We start from the raw sequence: 19,922 nt of genomic DNA on the forward strand, positions 1-19,922 counted from the left end.
GACCGACACCGCGGTCAGACCTCACTCCTCGGACAGCTCGATGTCCAGTTCGTCGCGCGGAACAGCCAGTCTGAACGTCGGTACGGTCTTCTCGACTGTCTCCACGATACCCTTGTCTGCGAGGCTCCGGAGCGCGGAGCGAACGTCGTCGGTGTCACGGTCTTCACCGGCGTCGCGCAAGGCGTGCAGCACCGACACGACGCTCTGGCTCTCCTCGTCCGGACCGGCGATCACATCCACGATAGCCTGCTGGAGCGGGGTGACCGTCACCGTCTGAATCCGTTCGGAGTCTTCCCCGTCGATAAGCGTCGTCGCCTCCGGCGTCGCACAGATGAGGCTGTTGTCGTTGCGGTAGTAGTACTCCTTGAGTTCGGATTCGAGGTACTGGTGGACCTCGCTCCCGCTGTCCATCCCCCAGCGCTCCTGTAACTCGCCGTTTTTCGTCGGCTGGAGTTCGACGATGTCGGCGAGTCGCTCGCGGGCCTCCTCCGAGAGGGTCATGGCCCGTCGGTACGACGACCACGTATTTCGGTGTTCTGAATCCGGCTAGGGCTCACTCGTGCCTGAGCGCGTCGATGGGGTCGACCCGCGCCGCCCGCCACGCCGGGTAGAGGCCGGCGACGACGCCGACTAGGACGCCGACACCGACCGCAAGCGCCATCCACAGCGGCGCGAGCGAAAACGTGACCTCGGCGTACCGGGTCGCGCCGTAGCCGACGATCAGCCCCAGCGGGACGCCAAGCAGCGACCCGACCGCCCCGAGCAGGGCGGCCTCGACGAGGAACACCTGCATCACGTCCCCGTTGCGCGCCCCGACAGCTTTCATGATGCCGATTTCGCGGGTCCGCTCGGTGACGCTGACGAGCATCACGTTGGCGATACCGATAGCGCCGACGACGAGCGCGATGACGGCGATGCCGGTGACGAAGCGCGTGATGCGCTCGATAACGTCGCTGATCTCCTCGACGAAGTCGTTCCCGGAGCGGGCGACCAGTTCCGTGTCGGCGGCCGACAGCGACCGCGCGTCGGAGTCACCGGAGAGATACGTCTGAATCGCCGACTGCGTCTCCGGAATCGCCCGCGGGTCGACGACCAGCGTCACCTGCGGGTACGCGCGCTGTCGCACGCCCGCCGACGGGCTCTCGACGACCGAGTCGTAGAACGGGTCGATTGGGACGTACACCCGCGGCTGGCGGGCGAAGTCGCTGACCGGGACCTCGCCGCGGGTCCCGTTGACGACGCCGACCACGGTGACGTTCCGTTCGCCGCCGTCCGGCATCGTCATCGTGAGCCGCTCGCCGGCGGTGAGGTTCTCCGAGAACGACCCGGCCATGCGCTCGTTGACGACGACGGCCGTCTCGTCGGCCTCGAAGGACCGGCCCTCGACGAGGACGCCGTCGTCGATGCTGGCCGGCTGCACCGCCGTGACCTGCTGTCTGGCCAGCGTCCGGTTCCCGTGTCGTATCGACTGCGTCTGGACGATTCCCCGCGGGAGCACCGCCTGCACGCCCGGAATGCTCTCCAGTTGCTGTAGGTCGTACTCGGTAAACACCGGCTGGAGCGTCCGGTCGAAGTCATCGTCGCCCGACGGCGTCCCGAACACGTAGATGTTGCCCGCGTTCGAGGTCTCGATGTCGCCGACGATCTCGGCCTCGACGCTGGCCCCGAACGTGGCGAAGGTGATGACCGACGCGATGCCGATGACGACGCCGACGACCGTCAGCGCCGACCGGAGCTTGTGGGCCCTGATGGACCGGAGCGTGATGCGAACGCTCTCGCCGGCGTCCATCAGCGTTCGCCTCCGGAAACGTCCTCGACGGACTGGATGTGGCCGTCCTCGACGTGGACGATGCGCTCCGCCCGCTCGGCGACGTGTCGCTCGTGGGTCACGAGCAGGAACGTGTTGCCGGCCCCGTGGAAGTCGTCGAACAGGTCCAAGATTCGCGCGCCGGTGTCGGTGTCGACGTTGCCGGTGGGCTCGTCGGCGAGAATCAGCGCCGGGTCGGTCGACAGCGCGCGGGCGATGGCGACCCGCTGGCGCTGGCCGCCGCTGAGTTCTGCGGGAACGTGGTCGGTGCGGTCGGCGAGGCCCACCTCCGAGAGCAGCGACGTCGCCCGCTTGCGGCGGCGTGCCCGGTCCCAGCCGTCGAAGACGAGCGGCAGGGCGACGTTTTCGACCGCGGACAGTCGCGGCATGAGGTTGAACGTCTGGAAGACAAAGCCCACCTCAGTCCCGCGGATGTCGGCCCGCTCGCCCTCGCTGGCCGCCGAGACGTCCTGTCCGTTGACCACGACCCGCCCCGACGACGGCGTGTCGAGGCCGCCGATGAGGTTCAGCAGGGTACTCTTTCCAGAGCCGCTTGGTCCCATCACCGCCGTGTACGACCCGGCCGACAGGGTCAGGTCCACGTCGTCCAGCGCCGTCACCGTCCCGCCGAGGTCGTACTGCTTGCTGACGCTCTCGACGCGGACAGTCGTGTTCGCTGACTCGCTCACGGCCCTGCGTACGGACTGGACAGCAATGAGGGGTTCGCCCGCAGCAGGTCGGCGAGAGCGGTCCGCGCGCTGACAGGAGCAACCCACTTACTACTCCAGTCCTAAGGCAGACCAATGACAGCCGATACCGGACGGAGACTGGCTATCGTCGCTGTGTTTGTCACTATCGGACTGCTGGCCGCTGGGGCGGTCGCCGGCGTGTCCGGCCTCAGCGAAATGGGGCAACCGTCCGGCGACGAGGTGCTGGACCAGACCGAGCAGCGCTACGACGCAGCCGAGACAATCACTGGAACCGCGACTGTGACCGTCACAAACGACTCTGCGTCGAAGACTGCAACGGTCGAATATGCCGCCGCCGAGCCGAACAAAAAGTGGGCCGCCGTCACGAGCGAGAACCGGTCGTACGAGATGGGGACGAACGGGACCGTCGTCTGGGCGGTCGGCGAGAACGAGTCCTACGGCCGTGAACTACCCGACGCGGCGGCGATGAACGACTCCACTGACCCGGTTCCCGAGGAGAACGTCACAGCGACGCTCCGCGGGACTGCGGAGGTCAACGGCGAATCGACGTACGTCCTCGACCTCGAACCGACCAACGAGAGCCTCGACGCGCCGAACACGACGCTGTGGGTCGATACCGACGACTACCGTGTCCACAAGATGACCACTGACGATGGAACGAACCGGACGGAACTCACCGTCGAGGAGACGAATTTCAACGTCAGCATCGACGACAGCCAGTTCGCCCCGCCGGCTGACCGAGTCGCCGTCACGAGCGTCGAAACGTACGACACCTACGACGCGGCTCAGTCCGCGACAGATATGGACCTGCCGGAGTACGAGAACGGGACCTTCGAGGAAGCCCGGTATATCAGCCGGCCCGAGAGTACAGCCGTGGCCCAGCAGTACGACGCTGACGGGGAGAACGTGACGATTCTGACCGCGACCGGCGCGTCAAGCTATCTGGACGATGCGGAAAACGGGACGGCAGTACAGGTGAACGGCCAGAACGCGACCGCAATCGAGCGCGATGACAGGGCTGTCGTCTACTGGACTGAAAGCGAGGTCACGACCGGCGTGGTCGTCGAGGGGACGACTGACGAGGCCGTCGCCGTCGCTGAAGCACTGTAGCGACGCCCGCTGTCTGTATTCTATAGGTCTTCCAGCGTCGCCTTGACTGCTGCCCAGTGGCTCCCTTTCCAGAAATGTTGCCCGCAGTCCGTACAGCGCCAGACCTGCTCGTCGTCCGCAGTCGGTGCGTACTCCGGCGTCGGTTCCACCGGGTCGACCTGCTCGACCGGCCCGTTACAGACGCCACAGTGGGCCGGCTCCGGAGCGAGCGAGAGGCGGAAGCCGGCGTCGGCGAGCTCCCGCAACTGCTCATCAATCTCTCGCTCGGTGAGGAGCACGCTCTCGGATGCGCGGGCGGCGAGGTCGCTATCCCGAGTTACTACTCGGCGGTCCTCACGTGCCGCTATAGCGAGGAGGTCGTCGTCGGCCTCGGCGTCCCGGTCCAGCGCGTACGCCGTGTCGTAGCCACACATCCGCAGGTAGGTGGCGAGCTTGCCGAGCATCGCATCAAGCACGAGTCGGTCGCTTGCGGTGTTCTCAGGCATCGAGGAACTCACGGATTCCGTCGGCGTCACGGGTGTTCAGCACGTCCGCTGTCTCGGCCCACCCCCGCCGCGCCGTGTGCACACCGTAGCGCAGGAGGTCAAAATCACCCGGGCTGTGTGCGTCCGTGTTGATGACAATCGTCGCGCCGGCCTCGATGGCCTGCTTGACCGCACCGCCACCGAGGTCCAGTCGGGCCGGGTTGGCGTTTATTTCGAGCGCCGTGTCGTTGTCGGCGGCGACCGTCGCGAGCCGCTCGACGTCGACGTCCAGGCCCTCCCGGCGGTTGAGATAGCGGCCCGTCGGATGGCCGATGACGTTCACCTCGGGGTGCCGTGCGGCCGCGACGAGGCGGTCCGTGCCGTCCCCGTCGAGCGCGGCGTGTGGCGAGGCGACGACCACGTCCAGTTCGGCGAGGAGGTCGTCGGCGACCGAGACGCTGCCGTCCGCGCCGATGTTGGCCTCGACGCCGGTGAACACGTCGATATCGGCGTCGGCCGCGACGGATTCGACCTCGGCTATCTGCTCACGGAGCCTCTCGTCGGAGACGCCGACGCCGCCGACCATCCCCGGCCCGGTCGCGTGGTCCGTGACGGCGAGGTAGTCGTGGCCGAACTCGGCCGCGCCAGCGGCCATCTCCGCGATGGTGTTGCCGCCGTCTGACCAGTTCGTGTGGGTGTGGACGTCGCCGCGGACCTCGCCCTCGGCCAGCAGGTCCGGGAGCGACCCGTCGGCGGCGGCCTCGACCTCGCCGCGGTTCTCGCGGAGTTCCGGCGGGACCCAGTCCATCCCCAGCGCGTCGTACACCGCGTCCTCGCTCTCGCTGGCGACCAGTTCGCCGGCCCGCTGGTCGTCGTCTTCGACGCCTTCGACATCAAAAACCCCGTACTCGTTGACCTTCAGGTCCCGCTCGATAGCGCGGTTTCGGACCGCAACATTGTGGTCTTTGCTGCCGGTGAAGTACTGCAGCGCCGCGCCGAACTCCGCGGGGTCGACGACTCGCAGGTCGACCCGTACGTCGTCCGCGTAGGCGCTGGCCTTCGTCTCGCCGGCTTCGATGACGCGGTCGAGCCCGTCCCAGTCGGCGAACCGCTCGACGACGGCGTCGGGGTCGGCGCTCCCGGCGAGTACGTCCACGTCGCCGATGGTCGGTCGCCAGCGCCGAATCGAGCCGCCGAGCGCGCACTCGGCCACGGCGTCGCCGGCGGCCATGTACTCTCGAATCCGGTCGCCGTGGGGTCGGGCCTCGCCCAGCAGCGACCGCTCGTGGGCTTCGCGGGCGAAGTCGATGTTGTCGAGGATGTTCTGCTCCGTCTTCGCGCCAAAGCCCGACACCTCCTGTATCTCGCCGGCCTCGGCCGCCGCCTCCAGTTCGTCGAGGGTGGTGATGCCCAGCGCCTCGTACAGCGAGCCGACGGATTTCGGTCCCACGCCCTCGACCGCCGTGAGAGCGTCCATCTCGACGGGCAGTTCCTCGCGGAGTTCGGTCAGCTCCTCGATGTCGCCGGTCTCGAAATACTCGACGACCTTCGCGGAGATGGCGTCGCCCACGCCGTCGATTTCGCCGACGCTGTCCTCGCCCTCCGCAGCCAGCCCCTCGATGGCTCCGGGGTAGTCCCTGATGTTCTCGGCCGCCCGCCGGTAGGCCCGGGGCTTGTACTCCACGCCTTTCGCGTCCAGCAGGTCGGCGAACTCTTCGAGCAGCGTCGCGATTTCGTCGTTCCGGCTCATGTTAGTAGCTCCGCCCGGCACGACCCGTGCCGGAGTCCGCGTCCTCGTGTCCCAGCGCTTTCTGGAGGAACTTCATCCAGCGCTTTCTGTCGGCGGCCTCCTGTGCCCGTGCCTCCTGCTCGATGTCGGCCGCGCCGAGCTGTTCGAGCGCGTTGAGCGCCCGGTCGATGCCGATGATAGCCGTGGCGAGTTCCTCCCCGCGCTCGTAGCTCACTTCGTTGTCCTCGATGCGTTGCTTTCGCTGGAGGCGCTCGCGGCGCAGGTTCTTCTTTGCCTGCTCGACGCGCTCACGCTCGCCCCGCGGCACCGTCTCCCGCCGCTTGATTTCGAAGACGAACGACTGGAGTTCTATCTCCTCGCCCTGGACGGTTATCCGGTCGGGGATGTCCGCACCGACGGTCGCGCTGTCGCGTTCGATGCGCTCCAGCAACTGTTTGCGCTCGAACTCTTTCACTACCGGTTGTTAGACCGGGGTGCCCTTACCCGCTTCGCCCATTTCCTATCGAGGGTAGCACGGCGTTGTCTATTTGCTACATCCGCGTGTGCCCGGTTAGTAGCCTGTGCCACGCGAACGCTGTGAGCGGTCCCGACTGGGGGCAGACGAGGTCGGCGATATCTTTTTCATCGTCTCTATCGTTCGTATGATACGAGAATAACACCGTCCCTCTCGGTTATTATATGACTCTAACCTTCGAACCGCTTGACGACCGTCCTGGGCTCGCGGTCATTGATCAGATCGAACGTCAGCGCTACCGGATACATACGCCGGCACCCATCGCGCTCAGAGAGGCAGCGACCGACGTATTTCAGTATCCCGTCGGGGACGCTGTCCAGATACGGACTCAGGCCATCGAACTGCCAACAGTAGTTATGGTGTACGTCCGTGACGACGACGGGGCGATAGCCGCTGAGGTCGCGCAGTTCGAGTCGGAGACGCTTCCGGCCGACGACTACGTGCTGGACCCGCTGACGCAGATAAAGACATATATGCGGGTCGAAGACACCGCGGTTGAGGTCACCGTCGACTCGGACCGGACCCGGATCGAGTTCGATTCCCCGACGAACGTACTCATCGGCGCTCGCTCCCAGCACGACCGGCCCGCGGCCACGGTCACGACGACCGGGGACCCGACCGACGTGATGGCCGCCGTCGAGACCTTCGGGTCGGCGCTCAAGGCCTACGACCCTGAACGCTCCTATCCAACGCTTCGCGGCCACCCCCCAGCGCTTGAGATCGGTGAGACGCTGGACATCCCGGCGGATATCGACAGTCCGGACACCGGTGTCACGCTCGAACTCCCGCCCGACCTCGCGTCGATCTTCGTCGCCGCGCCGCTTTCGTACTACCTCGGGGCCTCGCTCGTCCCCGCATCCGAACCGCGGCTCACGACCGACACCGGATTCACGTACTCGCTCGACACCGCCCGGGGCTTCGAATCCGAGGTTGGACGCACGCTCAAACGTCTCTTCTTCCTCGATTGTGTCACACGCACAGAAGGATTCCACCAGATCGACTTACACGAGCGAGCAGCCATCGAGCCGTACGTCGACCTCGACTTCGAGTCGCTGTATCAGCAGCCGCTCGCGGAGCAAGTCGCCGCCTACCTGCAGGTCCCGTACGACGTTATCGAGGACCACATTCCGAAGTGGCGGCTGACGACGCATATCGACCCGGTGCCGGCGAACGCAGAACAGCTCCCGTACGTTGTCGACGACCTCGCTATCGTCCGGACACACCAGCAGCAAGGACTGGATCAGGCGAGCGTTCCGGCCGAGGTTGAGGCGGAATTTACTCGGGACGATGTTATCACCCGTGCTGCGAGTTCCGACACCGCCACCAACCCAGCCGGGACGGACTACGTCGAACCGCAGGCTGAGGATTCACTGGAACAGGCCTGGATAGGCGACAGCATCCCCATCGGCGCGAGCAAGCTGACCAAAGCAGCGTTCGAACATCGACTCGACCGCGACACGAACGCCGAGGATATCACGATTCGCGTCGTCCAGAACGACGACCGGATGGACGAGGAACGACAGCTCGTCGACGACGTGTACGGGACCCGCGACGACCTGCCGTTCGATGTCACGGTCCACGACGACCTGACGACGGCGGAACTCAGGACCGTGCTCACGACAGACGCGGAGTTCTTCCACTATATCGGCCACACCGAACACGACGGCTTCGTCTGTAGCGATGGCAAACTGGACGTGACGACGGTCGACTCGGTCGGCATCGACACGTTCCTGCTGAACGCCTGCAACTCCTACAATCAGGGATTAGCACTCGTCGAAAAGGGTGCAATCGCTGGCATCGTCACACTCAACGAAGTACTGAACGACGGCGCGGTTCGTATCGGCGAGACGGTCGCACGGTTGTTGAACTGCGGCTTCCCCCTTCGCGCGGCACTTACCATTGCACGCGGTGAGAGTGTTCTCGGTGGGCAGTATATCGTGGTTGGTGATGGTGGTGTTACTGTGACGCAGACAAATGGGGGAATGCCAAACCTGCTTGCGATACAAGCAACTGAAACTGGCTATAACATAGAAATGAACGTATACTCTACGGATGACAAAGCGTTAGGAGCTATTATATTTCCGCACATTACTCGCTCTGAGGATCATTACTTAGTACCGGGTGAAATTGACACATTCAATGTTTCTAGGCGAGAATTGGAAGACTTTCTACAAATGCAGCAGATACCAGTTAGGAACGAAGGGGACCTCTATTGGAGCAGGTCAATAGATTTGGATTCTATAGATTAAGTGCGCTAATCGGCCAGTACTCCATCCTAAGTAAAGGAATAGTTCAACCTACTCAATATTTTTACCGTCTATGGCCCAGGGTACGCGCTATTATTAGCTGCTGCGGTCCCTGCCTGCGACAGTAGCAACAGGAGAGTGAACAGTGCGCCGGTCATTTTTGGGTGCTCTGCGAGGTATTCGCGCATGGTGGTATCTGACATGATACAACTTCGATGACGGCGGGTAGATAATTAAATTTATTTGAAAAGTACCTACATATTATATATTGTATTAAGTATAGAATTAAAAGTTAAATCCAGAAAATAACATGCACAAGGCTAGAAGCGCGTGTTTAGTGGGCAGAGGCACACGCACAGGTCGTGCGTACACGTAAGAGATAACCAGCGACACCCCCATCAGTAGCGTTTAGTAGACAGGTATGTAATTGATAATCAGGGTCTAGTATTGATGTATGAATGGAAAACAGCTGATGATTATCTGAGATGTATATCTCCTGCTAGTTCGCTCCGGGGGTCGGACGCAGGGTGGTCGATGTGTACGGCAATCGCTATCAGTTTGATAGAATGGCTGCTTGCTGGCGGCTTTGTCGCCACCACCGGGAGGACGGATGACTTCTGAGGAGCAGTGGCGGCTCGGAGATAAGACGGTAGAGCTGTCCAGTGCGGCCATCAGCGGCAGCCGGCGCGCGGCAACGCGACATGCACCACTTCTCCGGACCGAATCAGTGGACCGGCGTGACGAGACGCGGGCAGAGGTACCGGTTCCACTGGCGAAAGTCGAGCAGTCGCAGGAGTGTACGGTGCTGCACGTCGATGATGACCCGCAGGTCGGTGACCTGGTCGAGATGTATCTCGAACGCATCAACGACGACTTCAACGTCGTGACCAAGACCAGCGCCGTCGCCGCGCTTGAGGTCCTCCGGAGCGAGCAGGTCGACTGTATCGTCAGCGATTACGATATGCCAAACACCGATGGGCTGGAGTTTCTGGAACTCGTCCGCGAGCAGTATCAGGACATCCCGTTTATTCTGTTTACTGGCAAGGGCAGTGAAGAGATCGCCAGCGAGGCAATTGCATCGGGTGTCACGGACTATATGCAGAAGGGAGGGAGATCAGACACGTACGATGTCCTGGCCAACCGAATCGAGAATGCCGTTGAACAACACCGCACAGAACAGCGGTTCTGGAACGCCCTCTCGTGGTATCAACGGCTCGTTGAACAGGAGCTTGCGGGCGTCTGTATCATTCAGGACGGGACGTTTGTCTACGTGAACCAAAAGCTGGCTGACATTTTTGGCTATGACCAGAGTGAACTTATCGACGAGTCTCCGGCCCTCCTCACGGCGGAAGGCGACGGCGACAGACTTCCTGAGTCACTCCGAGCGGCAGAGTCAGACGAACTCGATACGTTCCACTCGGAGTTCGAAGGGCGACAGGCCGACGGTGAAACGCGCCCCATCGAAGTATCCGGCGGGTCGATTGAGTACGACGGCAATCCGGCGTGGATAGGCGTGCTGCGAGACGCAAAAAGTAATCCCGACACTGACGGGTAAGTCGCTGCTTGGCTGTTGCGTACAGCCTTTTGCTGTTACCAATTCAGACACCGCAGTGTCATAGCAGTGTGTCGCTGGCTGGCTCAGTGTAAGCACAATCCCTTTCCACGGGCCACTCCTATCGTAGTATAATGTCGGAGTGCGATGCCTGTGGGAAGCAGGAGAACATGCCGTACCAGTGTGGGCACTGTGGTGGGACCTACTGTGCGGAACACAGACTGCCCGAGGCCCACGATTGCCCCGGACTTGACAACTGGAGCGATCCGGGCGGCGTGTTCGACAGCGGGTTCGACGAGAGTGTAAACACCGGCCAGACCTCCGGCGGTGGCGTCGCCGACCGGCTCGGTATCGACACCGGGCCCGGCGGGCCACTGGCGTACTTCCGGGGGAACGTCACATACCTGTTCCTGGCGATTATGGGGATCGTATTCATTCTCGAACACGTTGTCATTCTCTCTCTGGGCAGCGACGCCTTTCAGACGCTGTTTGTCCTCCATCCGAACAATCCCGAGTACGTCTGGACCTGGGTCACCTCAGTGTTCTCACACGCTCCCTTCGGGTTCTATCACATCCTCGGCAACGGGATTATCATCTACTTCTTCGGCCGGATCGTTGAGCAGCAGATCGGGTCGAAGAAATTCGCCATATTCTTCCTCGCCTCCGGCGTGCTGGCTGGCCTCGGACAGATCGCAATTCAGACGGTACAGGGCACTTCCGCCGGCGTCCTCGGAGCCAGCGGCGCGGCGCTGGCGATCATGGCGTTTCTGACTGTTTTGAAACCCGATCTCCGCGTGTACCTGTACTTCCTGATTCCCGTCCCGATCTGGGCTATCACCGGATTTTATTTCCTGTTGAGCATCTTCGGATCGCTCAATCCGATGGGGGCCGGCCTGCTCGGCGGTAACATCGCGCACCTCGCCCACCTCATCGGTCTCGTCATCGGGCTCTGGTACGGCCAGAAAATCAAGGGGCAGGCCCGGATCCCCGGCCAGATACAGTTCGGCGGTGGCGGCGGCCCCGGCGGGCCGGGTGGACCGGGTGGTCCCGGCCGGCGTCGTCCGTAACGATGCACCCGGTTCGCCCTGAGTTCGTCCCCGACCCGTCGCTCTCACAGGCTGCGATGGAAGCGCTACAGCGGGACATCGCCGAGGCTGCGCGGTTCGAAGATGATCTGGGATTTTCTCCCCAAGGTATCGCTCACTCAGGAGACGCTCCGGACGGCAAGCAGACGACGCTGAGGACTGGCGATGGGGCTGCGGACCCGCCGCTCGTCGCCGGCGTCGACCAGGCGTTCGTCGACGACAGGGCCGTCTCGGCTATCGTCGTGCTACAGAACGGCGAGGTCGTCGAGCGGGTCAGCGCCGTCGAACGGACCGAAATCCCGTACATCCCCGGCCTGCTGTCGTTCCGCGAGGGCGGGGCAATTCTGGCCGCGTTTGCGGAACTGGAGACCGACCCCGACGTGGTGCTGGTCGACGGCAGCGGTCGCATTCATTTCCGGGAAGCTGGGCTGGCGACACATATCGGCGTCACACTGGACGTACCAGCCGTCGGCGTCGCCAAGAATCTCCTCTGTGGCACGCCGGAGCAGTCCCTCGATGAGACGTACCCGGAAGGGACGCGGATTCCGATTACTGCCGACGACAGCGTTGAGACCTGCCCCGATGGAACGGTTATCGGTCACGCGCTCCAGACGCGTCAGTACGACTCGCCGAACCGGTACATCAACCCGCTCATCGTCAGTCCCGGCCATCGCGTCAGCGCCGGGTCCGCGGCGGCCCTCGTCGAAGCCACCGCTGACGGCTACAAGCTGCCCGAACCAACCCGGCTTGCCGACAGCTACGCCGACGAGGCGAAGGAATCTGTCGAATAAGCCGTCCGATAACCGACAGTATAACTTCCCGGGGTGTGTTTGCCCGGCCAACACATGGCGAAGACGGTGCTGATTACGGGGGCGTCCTCAGGTATCGGGCGGGCGAGTGCCGAGGCGTTCCTGGCCGACGACTGGACTGTCTGGGCGACCGCTCGTGACGAATCGGACATCGAAGACCTCGGCGACAGCGGCTGTCGAACCGCCGAACTCGACGTGACGAACCCCCGTGAATGCGAGCGGGTCGTCGAGGCGCTCGTCGATTCCGAGGGGCGACTCGACTGCCTCGTAAACAACGCCGGGTATCCGCAGTTCGGCGCAGTCGAGGACGTGTCGACGGCGGCGCTGCACGAGCAGTTCGACGTGAATCTTTACGGGCCGCACCGACTCATCCGCGAAGCGCTCCCGCACATGCGCGCTCGCGAGAACGGGACTATCGTCAACGTCTCCAGCGTCGCTGGCCGTATCGCGTTCCCGAATCAGGGCGGCTACGCAGCTTCGAAGTTCGCGCTGGAAGGACTCAGCGACGCCCTCCGGATGGAGGTCGAGGAATTCGGCATCGACGTAGTGCTGGTCGAACCTGGCCCGATCGAGACCAACTTTGACGACCGCGCTGACGAGGAACTCGACAACCTGGAAAAATCCGGCGCGTACGACTGGCTGTATCAGGCTCACGAGGATTCGAGTCTCATCGGCATTCAGGACGCGCTCTCGGTCACGCCCGGGACGGTTGCGCTGACCATCCGCGATGCCGCCAACGCCAGCGATCCCGAACCGCGGTATCCGGTCGGACAGGGCGCGCAATTGCTGCTCATGCTTGATTACCTGCCGGCTCGGTGGCGTGACGCGGCCTTCGGCGTTATCCGGAAGCTGACTAGCTAAGCCGCGACCGTCGCCTCACTCAGTCCAGACAGGCCGCGACAACCGACAGCAGCCGCTCGCCGCGCACTTCTTCGGCGAACAGCGGCACGCGGCGGACATCGTGGCCCCGGAACATGTCCTGTGACCGAGCCAGCGCGTCCTGCTGGACCTGCCAGCGCCGCGCGCAGAACTCGCAGTCGGCGTGGTTCGGACCGGCGATGTCCACGTCTTCGCCGAGCACCTCACTCGGGTCCTGCATCACTCGGTTGACGACGACGGTGCTGACCGGAATGTTAAATTCGTCGAGTTGAGCGAGCAAGCGCTCGGATTCGACGACGGACAGTTCCTCGGGAACCATCACGATGCGGAAATCCGTCTTCCGGGGATCCTGTAGAATCGACCGCAGATGCTCGATTCTGTCCGACAGTTCCCGCAGGTCCTCGATGCCGGCTTCGGCGTCGACCTCGTCGTCATCGCCGCCGAACATCCCAGTGAGGTTGTCCATCATCCCCGAAAATCGCTCGCGGAGTTGCAGAATCTTCCCGACCATCGAGTCCATCGTCTCGGGGAGTTCCAGCAGCCGGAGCGTGTGACCGGTGGGCGCGGTGTCGATGACGACGCGGTCGAAGCGGTCGTCGTCGACGTAGTCCAGCAGGAGCCGGAGCGCCGCGGCTTCGTCGGCTCCGGGCATCGAGCCGCCGAGGAGTCCGTCCTCGCCGCCGATGGGGTCCTCGGCCTGGCCCGCGCCTGCCGCACCGCCTGCACCCCCACCGAACATCCCATCGCCGCCGAGGAGTTCGCCCACACCGCCCAGTGCGTCCTCATCGACGCCCAGCGGCCCCTCGCCCACGGCGGCCTCCGGATCGATCTCTGCGGCGTACAGCGGGATATCCTCGCGGATGCGCGTCGGTGTCGCCGGGATATCCGCATCCAGCGTGTCCGAGAGGGAGTGGGCAGGGTCCGTGGAGACGACGAGTGTCGCCGTGGCATCTCGCGCGGAGGCCAGCGCCGTGGCTGCGGCACACGTCGTCTTGCCGACACCGCCTTTCCCCCCGTAGAGGACGTACTCCGCCGCGTCGATTCCCGCGGGTGCGTCGATGTCGTCGACCGCTTCGACGTCGAGTTCGCTCATGCCAGAAGCTACACTCGTCCGGACTTGAGTACTTCCCGAAAAGGAGTTGTCCTACTGTCTCGAAGACCGCGCTTCCCGGACGTCCGCGCCGTCACGGAGTTTGTCCTCACAGTTCGGACAGACCCGAGGACCGTGACCCTCGACGGCTTCTGGTGTAAAAACCCGTACGTACTGCTCGGTTACGAACTCACCGCAGTTCTGACACTCGGGCATCTATAGGTACACTCGTTCCACGATGTAAATGCCTTCCGCTGTCAACGATTTCTTCCGGTTGATCAGCAGGTGGCGTTACCGGTGGTCGGCCCAGAACGAATCCAGTTGGCTCGCGAGGAAGTCCGGCGTCATCCGAGTGAACTCCTCTCGCTCCCCCGCTGGCAGGTACGGATACACCGAATGGCGTGCGTCCGGTGTGTACCGACGGCCGACCAGCGCCCGCACCCCGACTTCGTCGACGCCGCGGATGACGCGGCCGATGGCCTGGCGCGCGCGCCGTACAGCCGGCACTGTCAGGGCGTACTCGAAGGCGTTGTCCTCTCCGAAGGCGTCGCCGTAGGCGCGCTGGACGCCCCGGACGCGGGGTGATCCGATGTTCACCAGCGGGATGCCGACGACCGCACATGTCGACAGCTTCTCGCCGTCGTAGTCGACGCCCTCGGTCAGCGTCCCGCGCGTCGACGTGACCATGACTGTTCCATCGCCGCTGAAGAACTCGCGTTTCAGCCGTTCGGTCTCCTCGTTGCTCGATGATTCGTCCACGAGGACCGGTTTTTCCACGGCGTCCTGCAGGTACGCGCCGGCCCAGCGCGCCTCTCGGTAGTTCGGCATCGCCACCATGACGTTGCCCGGCGAGCGGGCCAGCGCGCGCAGGGCCTGTGCGTACTCGTCGCGGGTGGGGTTCCAGTTCTCGCCCAGCGGCCGCATCGACTCGGGGTCGCCGCGGTTGCGCGCGGTAAACGGCGTCGCGTCGACGAGGTACGAGGCGCGGTTCTCGGGCGGGAACGGCAGGTCGTAGGTCGTCGACCGGACCGGTCGTCCGTCACCGGCCTCCTCGTCGGAGGCCGTCGAACCCGTCTCGGCCATCGAGTCCAGCCCGGACACGCGGGTGAACACGTCAAGCGGTTCCAGGGTCGCGCTCATCAGAATGCCGCCCCCGAGGTCGTCGAAGACGTTCCGCAGGGCCGTCGCTGGCATGCAGTTGTAACACAGCAGGCCTGGCGTGTAGACGGCCTGATAATCTGCGTCGAGGCTCTGTCCGTGGTTGGGCGAGTGTTCAAGTTCGATTTCCCGGAGGAAGGTGGCGTGGTCGCGCTCCCACCACTGGCCAGCCAGCACGCCGACGGCGGCACACACCGGCTGCCGGGTCAGCCCGAGCTGGTCGATGGCGTCCTCGACGGCGGCTCCGACCTTCGACAACGAACGCCAGAGCGAGCCGTCGTAGCCCTTGCGCTCGGCCCACTCCGTCAGCTCGTCCTGCTCGACCGTGTCGGGGTCCCGGAGCGGGATTTCGCGGTCGTGTTCCGGGAGGAGTGACGGGTCCGCGCGCCACCCCTCGTGTTCGGCGTCGAGGAACGCCTCGATGCGGTCGTCGAGCCATCGGACGAGGTCGTCGTAGAACTTCCTGGCCTGGTCGACCGCGTCCAGCGGGACTTCTCGGGCGGACAGTACCTCACGCACCTGCGCCTTGTGGTCCGCGCTCTGCTGGGCGCGCTGGATAAGCGTCGTACAGTCGTTTCGCGCCTGCACGATGGTCTGGCGGCCAAGGCGGTCCGACAGGAGGTCCCGGACGCGCTCTTCGAGCCGGTGGGCCTCGTCGACGATGACGAGCGTCTGGTCGTCGAGCACGTCCGAGAGCAGCGGGCGAGAGCCCGGGTCGAACAGGTGATTGTAGTTCCCGATGATAACGTCGGCCTCGTTCAGCAGCACGCTCATCACCCGGTGGGGGCAGGTCCCGCGTTCCGTCGCCGCCGGGAGATAGTCGTCCATCGTCACCACGTGCCCCTCCCCGGCTGAAAAGTCGACGGGCGAACCCTTGTTGCGGGCGTACCAGTCGGCCTCGAACGGACAGTACAGCGGTGGGTCCGACCCCTCTGCCATCGACTCCGGGGCCGTCGGCTGTGCCTGTCGATACGGCGAGGCCGCGCCCTCCGTCCGGAGCGTGTCATCACCGAGGGTTGACTGCTCGGCCGCGTCGGGGCGCGCGGCCGCGGCGAGGTCCTGGCCCTTCCGCGGGTCCCACCACTGGTCGTCGTCGGCCTCACCGGCGACTGCGGCGTCTGCGACAGCCGCGCCGTCCGAGCCGCCATCGTCCTCGACTAACCTCGCTGTCGCCTCCCTGAGGTCCTCACAGCGGTCGTGTGTGCCTACGTCGTCCGGGAACTGGCCCTCGCGACCGTACGGGCAGAGGTCGCGCTTGCCGACCAGCGAGATGCCGTCGAACGGCTCCTCGATACCGGCGTTGAGCGCTCGCAGGTCGTCGACGAACTGCTGGAGTTGCTGTTTGACCGGCGTGACGACGACCATTCGCTCGTACAGGTCCGTATCGCGAACCAGCGTCGCGCCGGCGGTGAGCGCGGCCATCGTCTTGCCGGTCCCGCATGGCCCTTCCATTGCGAGAAAGCCGCGTGCCTTGCCCGCCTCGATGGCTCGCTCGACGGCGTCGGCCTGATTCTCGTACGGCTCGTCGAAGCCAAAATACGTGCGCCAGGACTCCGTGCCCGTCGAGGCAGAGTCTGCCATTGGACCGGGGTTAGTCGCCTTCGTATTTGAACCGCAGGGTTCCTCGCTGTCGCAGTTGCTCAGTGCGAATCGCGTCAGAACCGCAGTGAACCGAAAAACGGGCTGTGACTGACCGCCGTCCAGTCACCGGCACCGAGCCGTTAGTCCAGCAGACCGAGGTCGCTGAGCCGCTCGACGATCGTGTCGACGGCTTCCTCCGCGTCCTCCTTTCGCTTCCCGCCGGTGACGACGAGCTTCCCCGAACCGAACAGCAGCGCGACCACGTCGGGCTCGTCGAGTCGGTAGACGAGGCCCGGGAACTGCTCCGGCTCGTACTCGATGTTCTCAAGTCCGAGGCCGATAGCGATAGCGTTGAGGTTGAGCGAACTTCCGAGGTCCGCGGAACTGACGATGTTCTGGACGACGATTTCCGGGTCGTCGTCGACCTGGATGTTCAGGTCGCGGAGCTTGTCGAAGACGATGCGCAGGCTCTGGTGGACATCGTCCGTGGATTTCGCACCCGTGCAGACGATCTTGCCCGACCGGAAGATGAGCGCGGCGGATTTCGGGTCCTGTGTCCGATAGACCAGCCCCGGGAACTGCTCGGGGTCGTAGTCGGCGCCTTCCAGGTCCATCGCGACGCTCTCAAGGTCGAGTTCTTGTCCGATACCGGTCGAAGCAACGACATTTTCGATGTCAATGCTCTCTTTTGGGTCGACCATATAGTGTTTTAAATACCGGATTTAAATCATATAAACGTTTGTGATGCTGTGATTACTAGTCGTTCTTCGACTTCTACCACGTCCGACAGATTCCATTCAAGTAGGGGTCTGTCGGTTGAGCGCTCCTGCGTTGGCCGTTTACTCCGGCCGTTCAGGCTGCCGCCCGGCCGTCACTGGGCCGCTCAAAACGAACTTGTAGCGCTATACGGTCCGACCGTCGTTGTCGACGACGCTCGCGAACGCGACGTTTTCCTGTACGGTCTCGATCTCGACGGTCGGTGAGTCGCCCGGTTCGCCGTCGGGGACGATGACGACGTACCCGCGTTCGACTTTTGCGATACCGTCGCCCTGGTCGCCGAGCGATTCGATGGTAACGTTTCTGATTTCGCCCTCGTCGACTGGCGGTTGGGGGACGTCAGTGTCAACTCGGCCCGGGTCGGTCTCCTGTTTGGGCGTCTGTGTCGGTGGTGTCGCCGACGAGCCGGCGTCGACCTGCGAAAGCAGGCCGACACGGTAGGTCTCGCCCGGCGAAACTGCGCCGTGGGATACTTCACTTTTCGGAATTTCGACAATATATCGGTCTCCATCAGTCTCTATCTGGGCACTGAACAATGTACTGAGCGCATCTGGAACTTCGACCATAGCCTATTCTACGGCTCATGATAGATAATGGTCCTGCCCGGATGTGGTGAAAATTGCCGGCAGTTGCCGATTAGTCGTCGCCTTCGACGCGATTGGTCTCCGTACTGACCCCAGCCTCATCGAGCAGTTCCGTTCTGTGCTCGTCTAGCAGTGGTGCGCGACCACCGGGCGAGGGCATCGTTTCGGTCATCTTTATCGGACTGCCGGCGATAGTCATCCGGTTGTCTGCGCCCGGTTGCTCCACCTCGGCGAGCATCTCCCGGTCATGGATGTGGGGGTCTTCGAAGATGTCGGCGGTGTTCTGGACTGGCGCGGCCGGCACACGTCCCTCGAGCAGGTCCAGGAGCGTTTCCGAGTCGATGGTGGCGGTCCAGTCGGCGATTTCGCTGCCAAGGGACTCTCGGTTCGCGATGCGACTGCCGGCGTCGGGGTAGTCCGCAGCGAGGTCCGGGCGCTCCATCGCCTCACACAGTGCTTCCCAGTGGCCGTCGGCGAACGCCGCGATGACGACGTGGCCATCGGCAGCCTCGAAGGAGTCGTACGGGAACAGCGTCGGGTGAGAGTTCCCCTGCCGGGTCGGTGACTCGCCGTCACAGGAGTACTGATACACCGTCCGCTCACACAGTGATACCATCGAGTCGTACATTGCTGTATCGACGTATTGCCCTTCACCAGTTCGGTCGCGGTGATGGACGGCCGCGAGGATACCGACGGCGTTCAGCACGGCGGTGAAGAGGTCGCCGACGCCGGGGCCGACCTTCGTCGGGGGGCCATCCGACTGGCCGGTGATTTCCATGACCCCGCCCAGCGCCTGTGCAATGAGGTCGAACGAGGGCTGGCCCTGCCGGTGAGTTTCGCCCGTCCGCGGGTCGCCAAAGCCCCGAATCGAGGAGTAGATGAGGTCCGGGTTGTGTTCTCGTAGCGTCTCGTAGCCGCAGTCGAACTTCTCCATCGTGCCGGCCTTGAAGTTCTCGACCACCACGTCTGCGCGCTCGACGAGGGAAAGGAACGCCTCGCGGTCTGCATCGGTCCCAAGATCGAGTTCGAGCGAGCGTTTCCCACGGTTGACGCTCTGGAAGTAACCGCCGTAAGCCTCTTTCTCGCCGTCGTTCACGAACGGTGGGTTCGACCTGATGAGGTCGCCGCCGGGGCGTTCGACCTTTACCACATCCGCGCCCATGTCCGCGAGCAACATCGTACAGTACGGTCCGGCGAGGACCTGTGTCAGGTCGAGCACACGCAAGTCGTCAAGCGCACCCATGGGAAAACCACGTCGGGGCGGCCGCATAAACCTTCTTGAACGTCCGTTATAAATTCCTTAAGGCCATATTATCATGAAAGACCATTAGGTTTATCACTACCCGACGACGACGACGTAGTACATGCCCCGGACCGTTATCCTCGGCGTGATTGGCTCCGACGCACACGTCGTCGGCATCACGATTCTAGAGCAGGCGCTCTCGGCCGCTGGCTTCGAGGTCATCAACCTCGGCGTCCAGACCGCACAGGACGAGTTCGTCTCCGCCGCGAAATCTCATGACGCCGAGGCGGTACTGGTATCCTCGCTGTACGGGCACGCCCGCCAGGACTGCGAGGGGCTGCACGACGAACTCGACGACGCCGGGCTCGACGTGCTCACCTACGTCGGCGGGAACCTCGCCGTCGGACAGTCCGACTTCGAGGAGACGCAGGCGACCTTCCGACAGATGGGTTTCGACCGCGTCTTCGACGCGGAGACTGACCCAGAGGAGGCTATCGAGATGCTCCGGGAAGACCTGCAACTGACGACAACAGAGGCGGAGCAGATCAGGGTTGACGGGTGAC

The 19,922-nt window shown here is 63.7% G+C and carries 20 protein-coding genes; 7 read left to right on the plus strand and 13 right to left on the minus strand.

The features are described from left to right. Window positions 1–21: 21 nt before the first annotated feature. The 3 genes from AMS69_RS10425 to AMS69_RS10435 are packed head-to-tail and all read right to left on the minus strand — an operon-like array spanning window position 22 to window position 2,496. Window positions 22–501, minus strand: a complete 480-nt coding sequence (locus AMS69_RS10425; protein WP_053968022.1) for a DUF5797 family protein — start codon at window positions 499–501, stop codon at window positions 22–24. Window positions 502–553: 52 nt separating this feature from the next. Then, window positions 554–1,789 carry an ABC transporter permease gene (locus AMS69_RS10430; RefSeq protein WP_053968023.1) on the minus strand — a complete coding sequence of 412 codons (1,236 nt, stop codon included), beginning with the start codon at window positions 1,787–1,789 and terminating at the stop codon, window positions 554–556. Further along, on the minus strand, window positions 1,789–2,496 hold the full coding sequence (locus tag AMS69_RS10435; RefSeq protein WP_053968024.1) for an ABC transporter ATP-binding protein: 708 nt from the start codon (window positions 2,494–2,496) through the stop codon (window positions 1,789–1,791). Before AMS69_RS10435 ends, AMS69_RS10430 begins: the two co-directional genes overlap by 1 nt. Before the next feature lie 114 nt (window positions 2,497–2,610). Here AMS69_RS10435 and AMS69_RS10440 point away from each other — a divergent pair, with 114 nt between their 5' ends. Next, window positions 2,611–3,627: a LolA family protein gene (locus AMS69_RS10440; RefSeq protein ID WP_053968025.1), complete on the plus strand. Its 1,017-nt coding sequence runs from the start codon at window positions 2,611–2,613 to the stop codon at window positions 3,625–3,627. Between the two features lie 20 nt (window positions 3,628–3,647). On the opposite strand, the gene AMS69_RS10445 is transcribed toward AMS69_RS10440, so the two are convergent. Genes AMS69_RS10445 through AMS69_RS10455 form a run of 3 tightly spaced genes read right to left on the minus strand, consistent with a single transcriptional unit; the run spans window position 3,648 to window position 6,295 of the window. Then, entirely contained in the window at window positions 3,648–4,112 is a 465-nt protein-coding gene (locus tag AMS69_RS10445) for a Mut7-C RNAse domain-containing protein (protein WP_053968026.1), read from the minus strand. Then, complete coding sequence (gene polX, locus AMS69_RS10450; protein WP_053968027.1) at window positions 4,105–5,841, minus strand: DNA polymerase/3'-5' exonuclease PolX; 1,737 nt, start codon at window positions 5,839–5,841, stop codon at window positions 4,105–4,107. The genes AMS69_RS10445 and polX overlap by 8 nt, the downstream gene beginning before the upstream one ends. 1 nt (window position 5,842) lies before the next feature. Then, entirely contained in the window at window positions 5,843–6,295 is a 453-nt protein-coding gene (locus tag AMS69_RS10455) for a DUF5788 family protein (protein WP_053968028.1), read from the minus strand. 224 nt (window positions 6,296–6,519) lie between these two features. On the opposite strand from AMS69_RS10455, the gene AMS69_RS10460 reads away from it, so the two are divergent. Then, a complete protein-coding gene (locus tag AMS69_RS10460; RefSeq protein ID WP_053968029.1) occupies window positions 6,520–8,604 on the plus strand; it encodes a caspase family protein in 2,085 nt (694 codons plus the stop codon). A gap of 68 nt (window positions 8,605–8,672) precedes the next feature. Here AMS69_RS10460 and AMS69_RS21280 read toward each other — a convergent pair whose 3' ends face one another. After that, entirely contained in the window at window positions 8,673–8,804 is a 132-nt protein-coding gene (locus tag AMS69_RS21280) for a DUF7503 family protein (protein ID WP_255410229.1), read from the minus strand. Window positions 8,805–9,211: 407 nt separating this feature from the next. On the opposite strand from AMS69_RS21280, the gene AMS69_RS10465 reads away from it, so the two are divergent. The 4 genes from AMS69_RS10465 (at window position 9,212) to AMS69_RS10480 (ending at window position 12,908) form a co-directional block, all read left to right on the plus strand. Then, window positions 9,212–10,156 carry a response regulator gene (locus tag AMS69_RS10465; protein ID WP_053968030.1) on the plus strand — a complete coding sequence of 315 codons (945 nt, stop codon included), beginning with the start codon at window positions 9,212–9,214 and terminating at the stop codon, window positions 10,154–10,156. Window positions 10,157–10,287: 131 nt separating this feature from the next. After that, the gene (locus AMS69_RS10470) at window positions 10,288–11,220 is read left to right on the plus strand and encodes a rhomboid family intramembrane serine protease (protein WP_053968031.1); all 933 of its coding nucleotides are present in this window, start codon (window positions 10,288–10,290) and stop codon (window positions 11,218–11,220) included. A 2-nt stretch (window positions 11,221–11,222) separates the two neighbouring features. Beyond that, a complete protein-coding gene (locus tag AMS69_RS10475) occupies window positions 11,223–12,029 on the plus strand; it encodes an endonuclease V (protein WP_053968032.1) in 807 nt (268 codons plus the stop codon). Between the two features lie 54 nt (window positions 12,030–12,083). Beyond that, the gene (locus AMS69_RS10480; RefSeq protein ID WP_053968033.1) at window positions 12,084–12,908 is read left to right on the plus strand and encodes an SDR family oxidoreductase; all 825 of its coding nucleotides are present in this window, start codon (window positions 12,084–12,086) and stop codon (window positions 12,906–12,908) included. 19 nt (window positions 12,909–12,927) lie between these two features. On the opposite strand, the gene AMS69_RS10485 is transcribed toward AMS69_RS10480, so the two are convergent. From AMS69_RS10485 to mct, 6 genes are all read right to left on the minus strand, one after another. After that, window positions 12,928–14,019 (minus strand): ArsA family ATPase, encoded by a 1,092-nt coding sequence (locus tag AMS69_RS10485; RefSeq protein WP_053968034.1) that lies wholly within the window; start codon window positions 14,017–14,019, stop codon window positions 12,928–12,930. Window positions 14,020–14,070: 51 nt separating this feature from the next. Beyond that, window positions 14,071–14,232, minus strand: coding sequence for a DUF7563 family protein (locus tag AMS69_RS20620; protein WP_004516852.1), 162 nt, complete (start codon window positions 14,230–14,232; stop codon window positions 14,071–14,073). Window positions 14,233–14,307: 75 nt separating this feature from the next. Continuing rightward, complete coding sequence (locus tag AMS69_RS10490) at window positions 14,308–16,755, minus strand: ATP-dependent DNA helicase (protein ID WP_053968035.1); 2,448 nt, start codon at window positions 16,753–16,755, stop codon at window positions 14,308–14,310. A gap of 140 nt (window positions 16,756–16,895) precedes the next feature. Continuing rightward, window positions 16,896–17,456, minus strand: a complete 561-nt coding sequence (locus AMS69_RS10495) for a TATA-box-binding protein (RefSeq protein ID WP_004516850.1) — start codon at window positions 17,454–17,456, stop codon at window positions 16,896–16,898. Window positions 17,457–17,657: 201 nt separating this feature from the next. After that, window positions 17,658–18,098: a TRAM domain-containing protein gene (locus tag AMS69_RS10500; protein WP_053968036.1), complete on the minus strand. Its 441-nt coding sequence runs from the start codon at window positions 18,096–18,098 to the stop codon at window positions 17,658–17,660. Window positions 18,099–18,168: 70 nt separating this feature from the next. Then, on the minus strand, window positions 18,169–19,359 hold the full coding sequence (mct, locus tag AMS69_RS10505; RefSeq protein ID WP_053968037.1) for a succinyl-CoA:mesaconate CoA-transferase: 1,191 nt from the start codon (window positions 19,357–19,359) through the stop codon (window positions 18,169–18,171). A gap of 121 nt (window positions 19,360–19,480) precedes the next feature. On the opposite strand from mct, the gene glmS reads away from it, so the two are divergent. After that, a complete protein-coding gene (gene glmS, locus AMS69_RS10510) occupies window positions 19,481–19,921 on the plus strand; it encodes a methylaspartate mutase subunit S (RefSeq protein ID WP_004592954.1) in 441 nt (146 codons plus the stop codon). The last annotated feature ends 1 nt before the right edge of the window (window position 19,922 follow it).

It is taken from the genome of Haloarcula rubripromontorii, assembly GCF_001280425.1.
Classification (GTDB): Archaea; Halobacteriota; Halobacteria; order Halobacteriales; family Haloarculaceae; genus Haloarcula; species Haloarcula rubripromontorii.

Excerpts from the sequence above, each read along its gene's own strand:
- AMS69_RS10425 (WP_053968022.1), bottom strand. The coding sequence starts at position 501 with ATGACCCTCTCGGAGGAGGCCCGCGAGCGACTCGCCGACATCGTCGAA.
- AMS69_RS10430 (WP_053968023.1), bottom strand. The coding sequence starts at position 1,789 with ATGGACGCCGGCGAGAGCGTTCGCATCACGCTCCGGTCCATCAGGGCC.
- AMS69_RS10440 (WP_053968025.1), top strand. The coding sequence starts at position 2,611 with ATGACAGCCGATACCGGACGGAGACTGGCTATCGTCGCTGTGTTTGTC.
- AMS69_RS10445 (WP_053968026.1), bottom strand. The coding sequence starts at position 4,112 with ATGCCTGAGAACACCGCAAGCGACCGACTCGTGCTTGATGCGATGCTC.
- polX (WP_053968027.1), bottom strand. The coding sequence starts at position 5,841 with ATGAGCCGGAACGACGAAATCGCGACGCTGCTCGAAGAGTTCGCCGAC.
- AMS69_RS10460 (WP_053968029.1), top strand. The coding sequence starts at position 6,520 with ATGACTCTAACCTTCGAACCGCTTGACGACCGTCCTGGGCTCGCGGTC.
- AMS69_RS21280 (WP_255410229.1), bottom strand. The coding sequence starts at position 8,804 with ATGTCAGATACCACCATGCGCGAATACCTCGCAGAGCACCCAAAAATG.
- AMS69_RS10465 (WP_053968030.1), top strand. The coding sequence starts at position 9,212 with ATGACTTCTGAGGAGCAGTGGCGGCTCGGAGATAAGACGGTAGAGCTG.
- AMS69_RS10470 (WP_053968031.1), top strand. The coding sequence starts at position 10,288 with ATGTCGGAGTGCGATGCCTGTGGGAAGCAGGAGAACATGCCGTACCAG.
- AMS69_RS10475 (WP_053968032.1), top strand. The coding sequence starts at position 11,223 with ATGCACCCGGTTCGCCCTGAGTTCGTCCCCGACCCGTCGCTCTCACAG.
- AMS69_RS10480 (WP_053968033.1), top strand. The coding sequence starts at position 12,084 with ATGGCGAAGACGGTGCTGATTACGGGGGCGTCCTCAGGTATCGGGCGG.
- AMS69_RS10485 (WP_053968034.1), bottom strand. The coding sequence starts at position 14,019 with ATGAGCGAACTCGACGTCGAAGCGGTCGACGACATCGACGCACCCGCG.
- AMS69_RS20620 (WP_004516852.1), bottom strand. The coding sequence starts at position 14,232 with ATGCCCGAGTGTCAGAACTGCGGTGAGTTCGTAACCGAGCAGTACGTA.
- AMS69_RS10490 (WP_053968035.1), bottom strand. The coding sequence starts at position 16,755 with ATGGCAGACTCTGCCTCGACGGGCACGGAGTCCTGGCGCACGTATTTT.
- AMS69_RS10495 (WP_004516850.1), bottom strand. The coding sequence starts at position 17,456 with ATGGTCGACCCAAAAGAGAGCATTGACATCGAAAATGTCGTTGCTTCG.
- AMS69_RS10500 (WP_053968036.1), bottom strand. The coding sequence starts at position 18,098 with ATGGTCGAAGTTCCAGATGCGCTCAGTACATTGTTCAGTGCCCAGATA.
- mct (WP_053968037.1), bottom strand. The coding sequence starts at position 19,359 with ATGGGTGCGCTTGACGACTTGCGTGTGCTCGACCTGACACAGGTCCTC.
- glmS (WP_004592954.1), top strand. The coding sequence starts at position 19,481 with ATGCCCCGGACCGTTATCCTCGGCGTGATTGGCTCCGACGCACACGTC.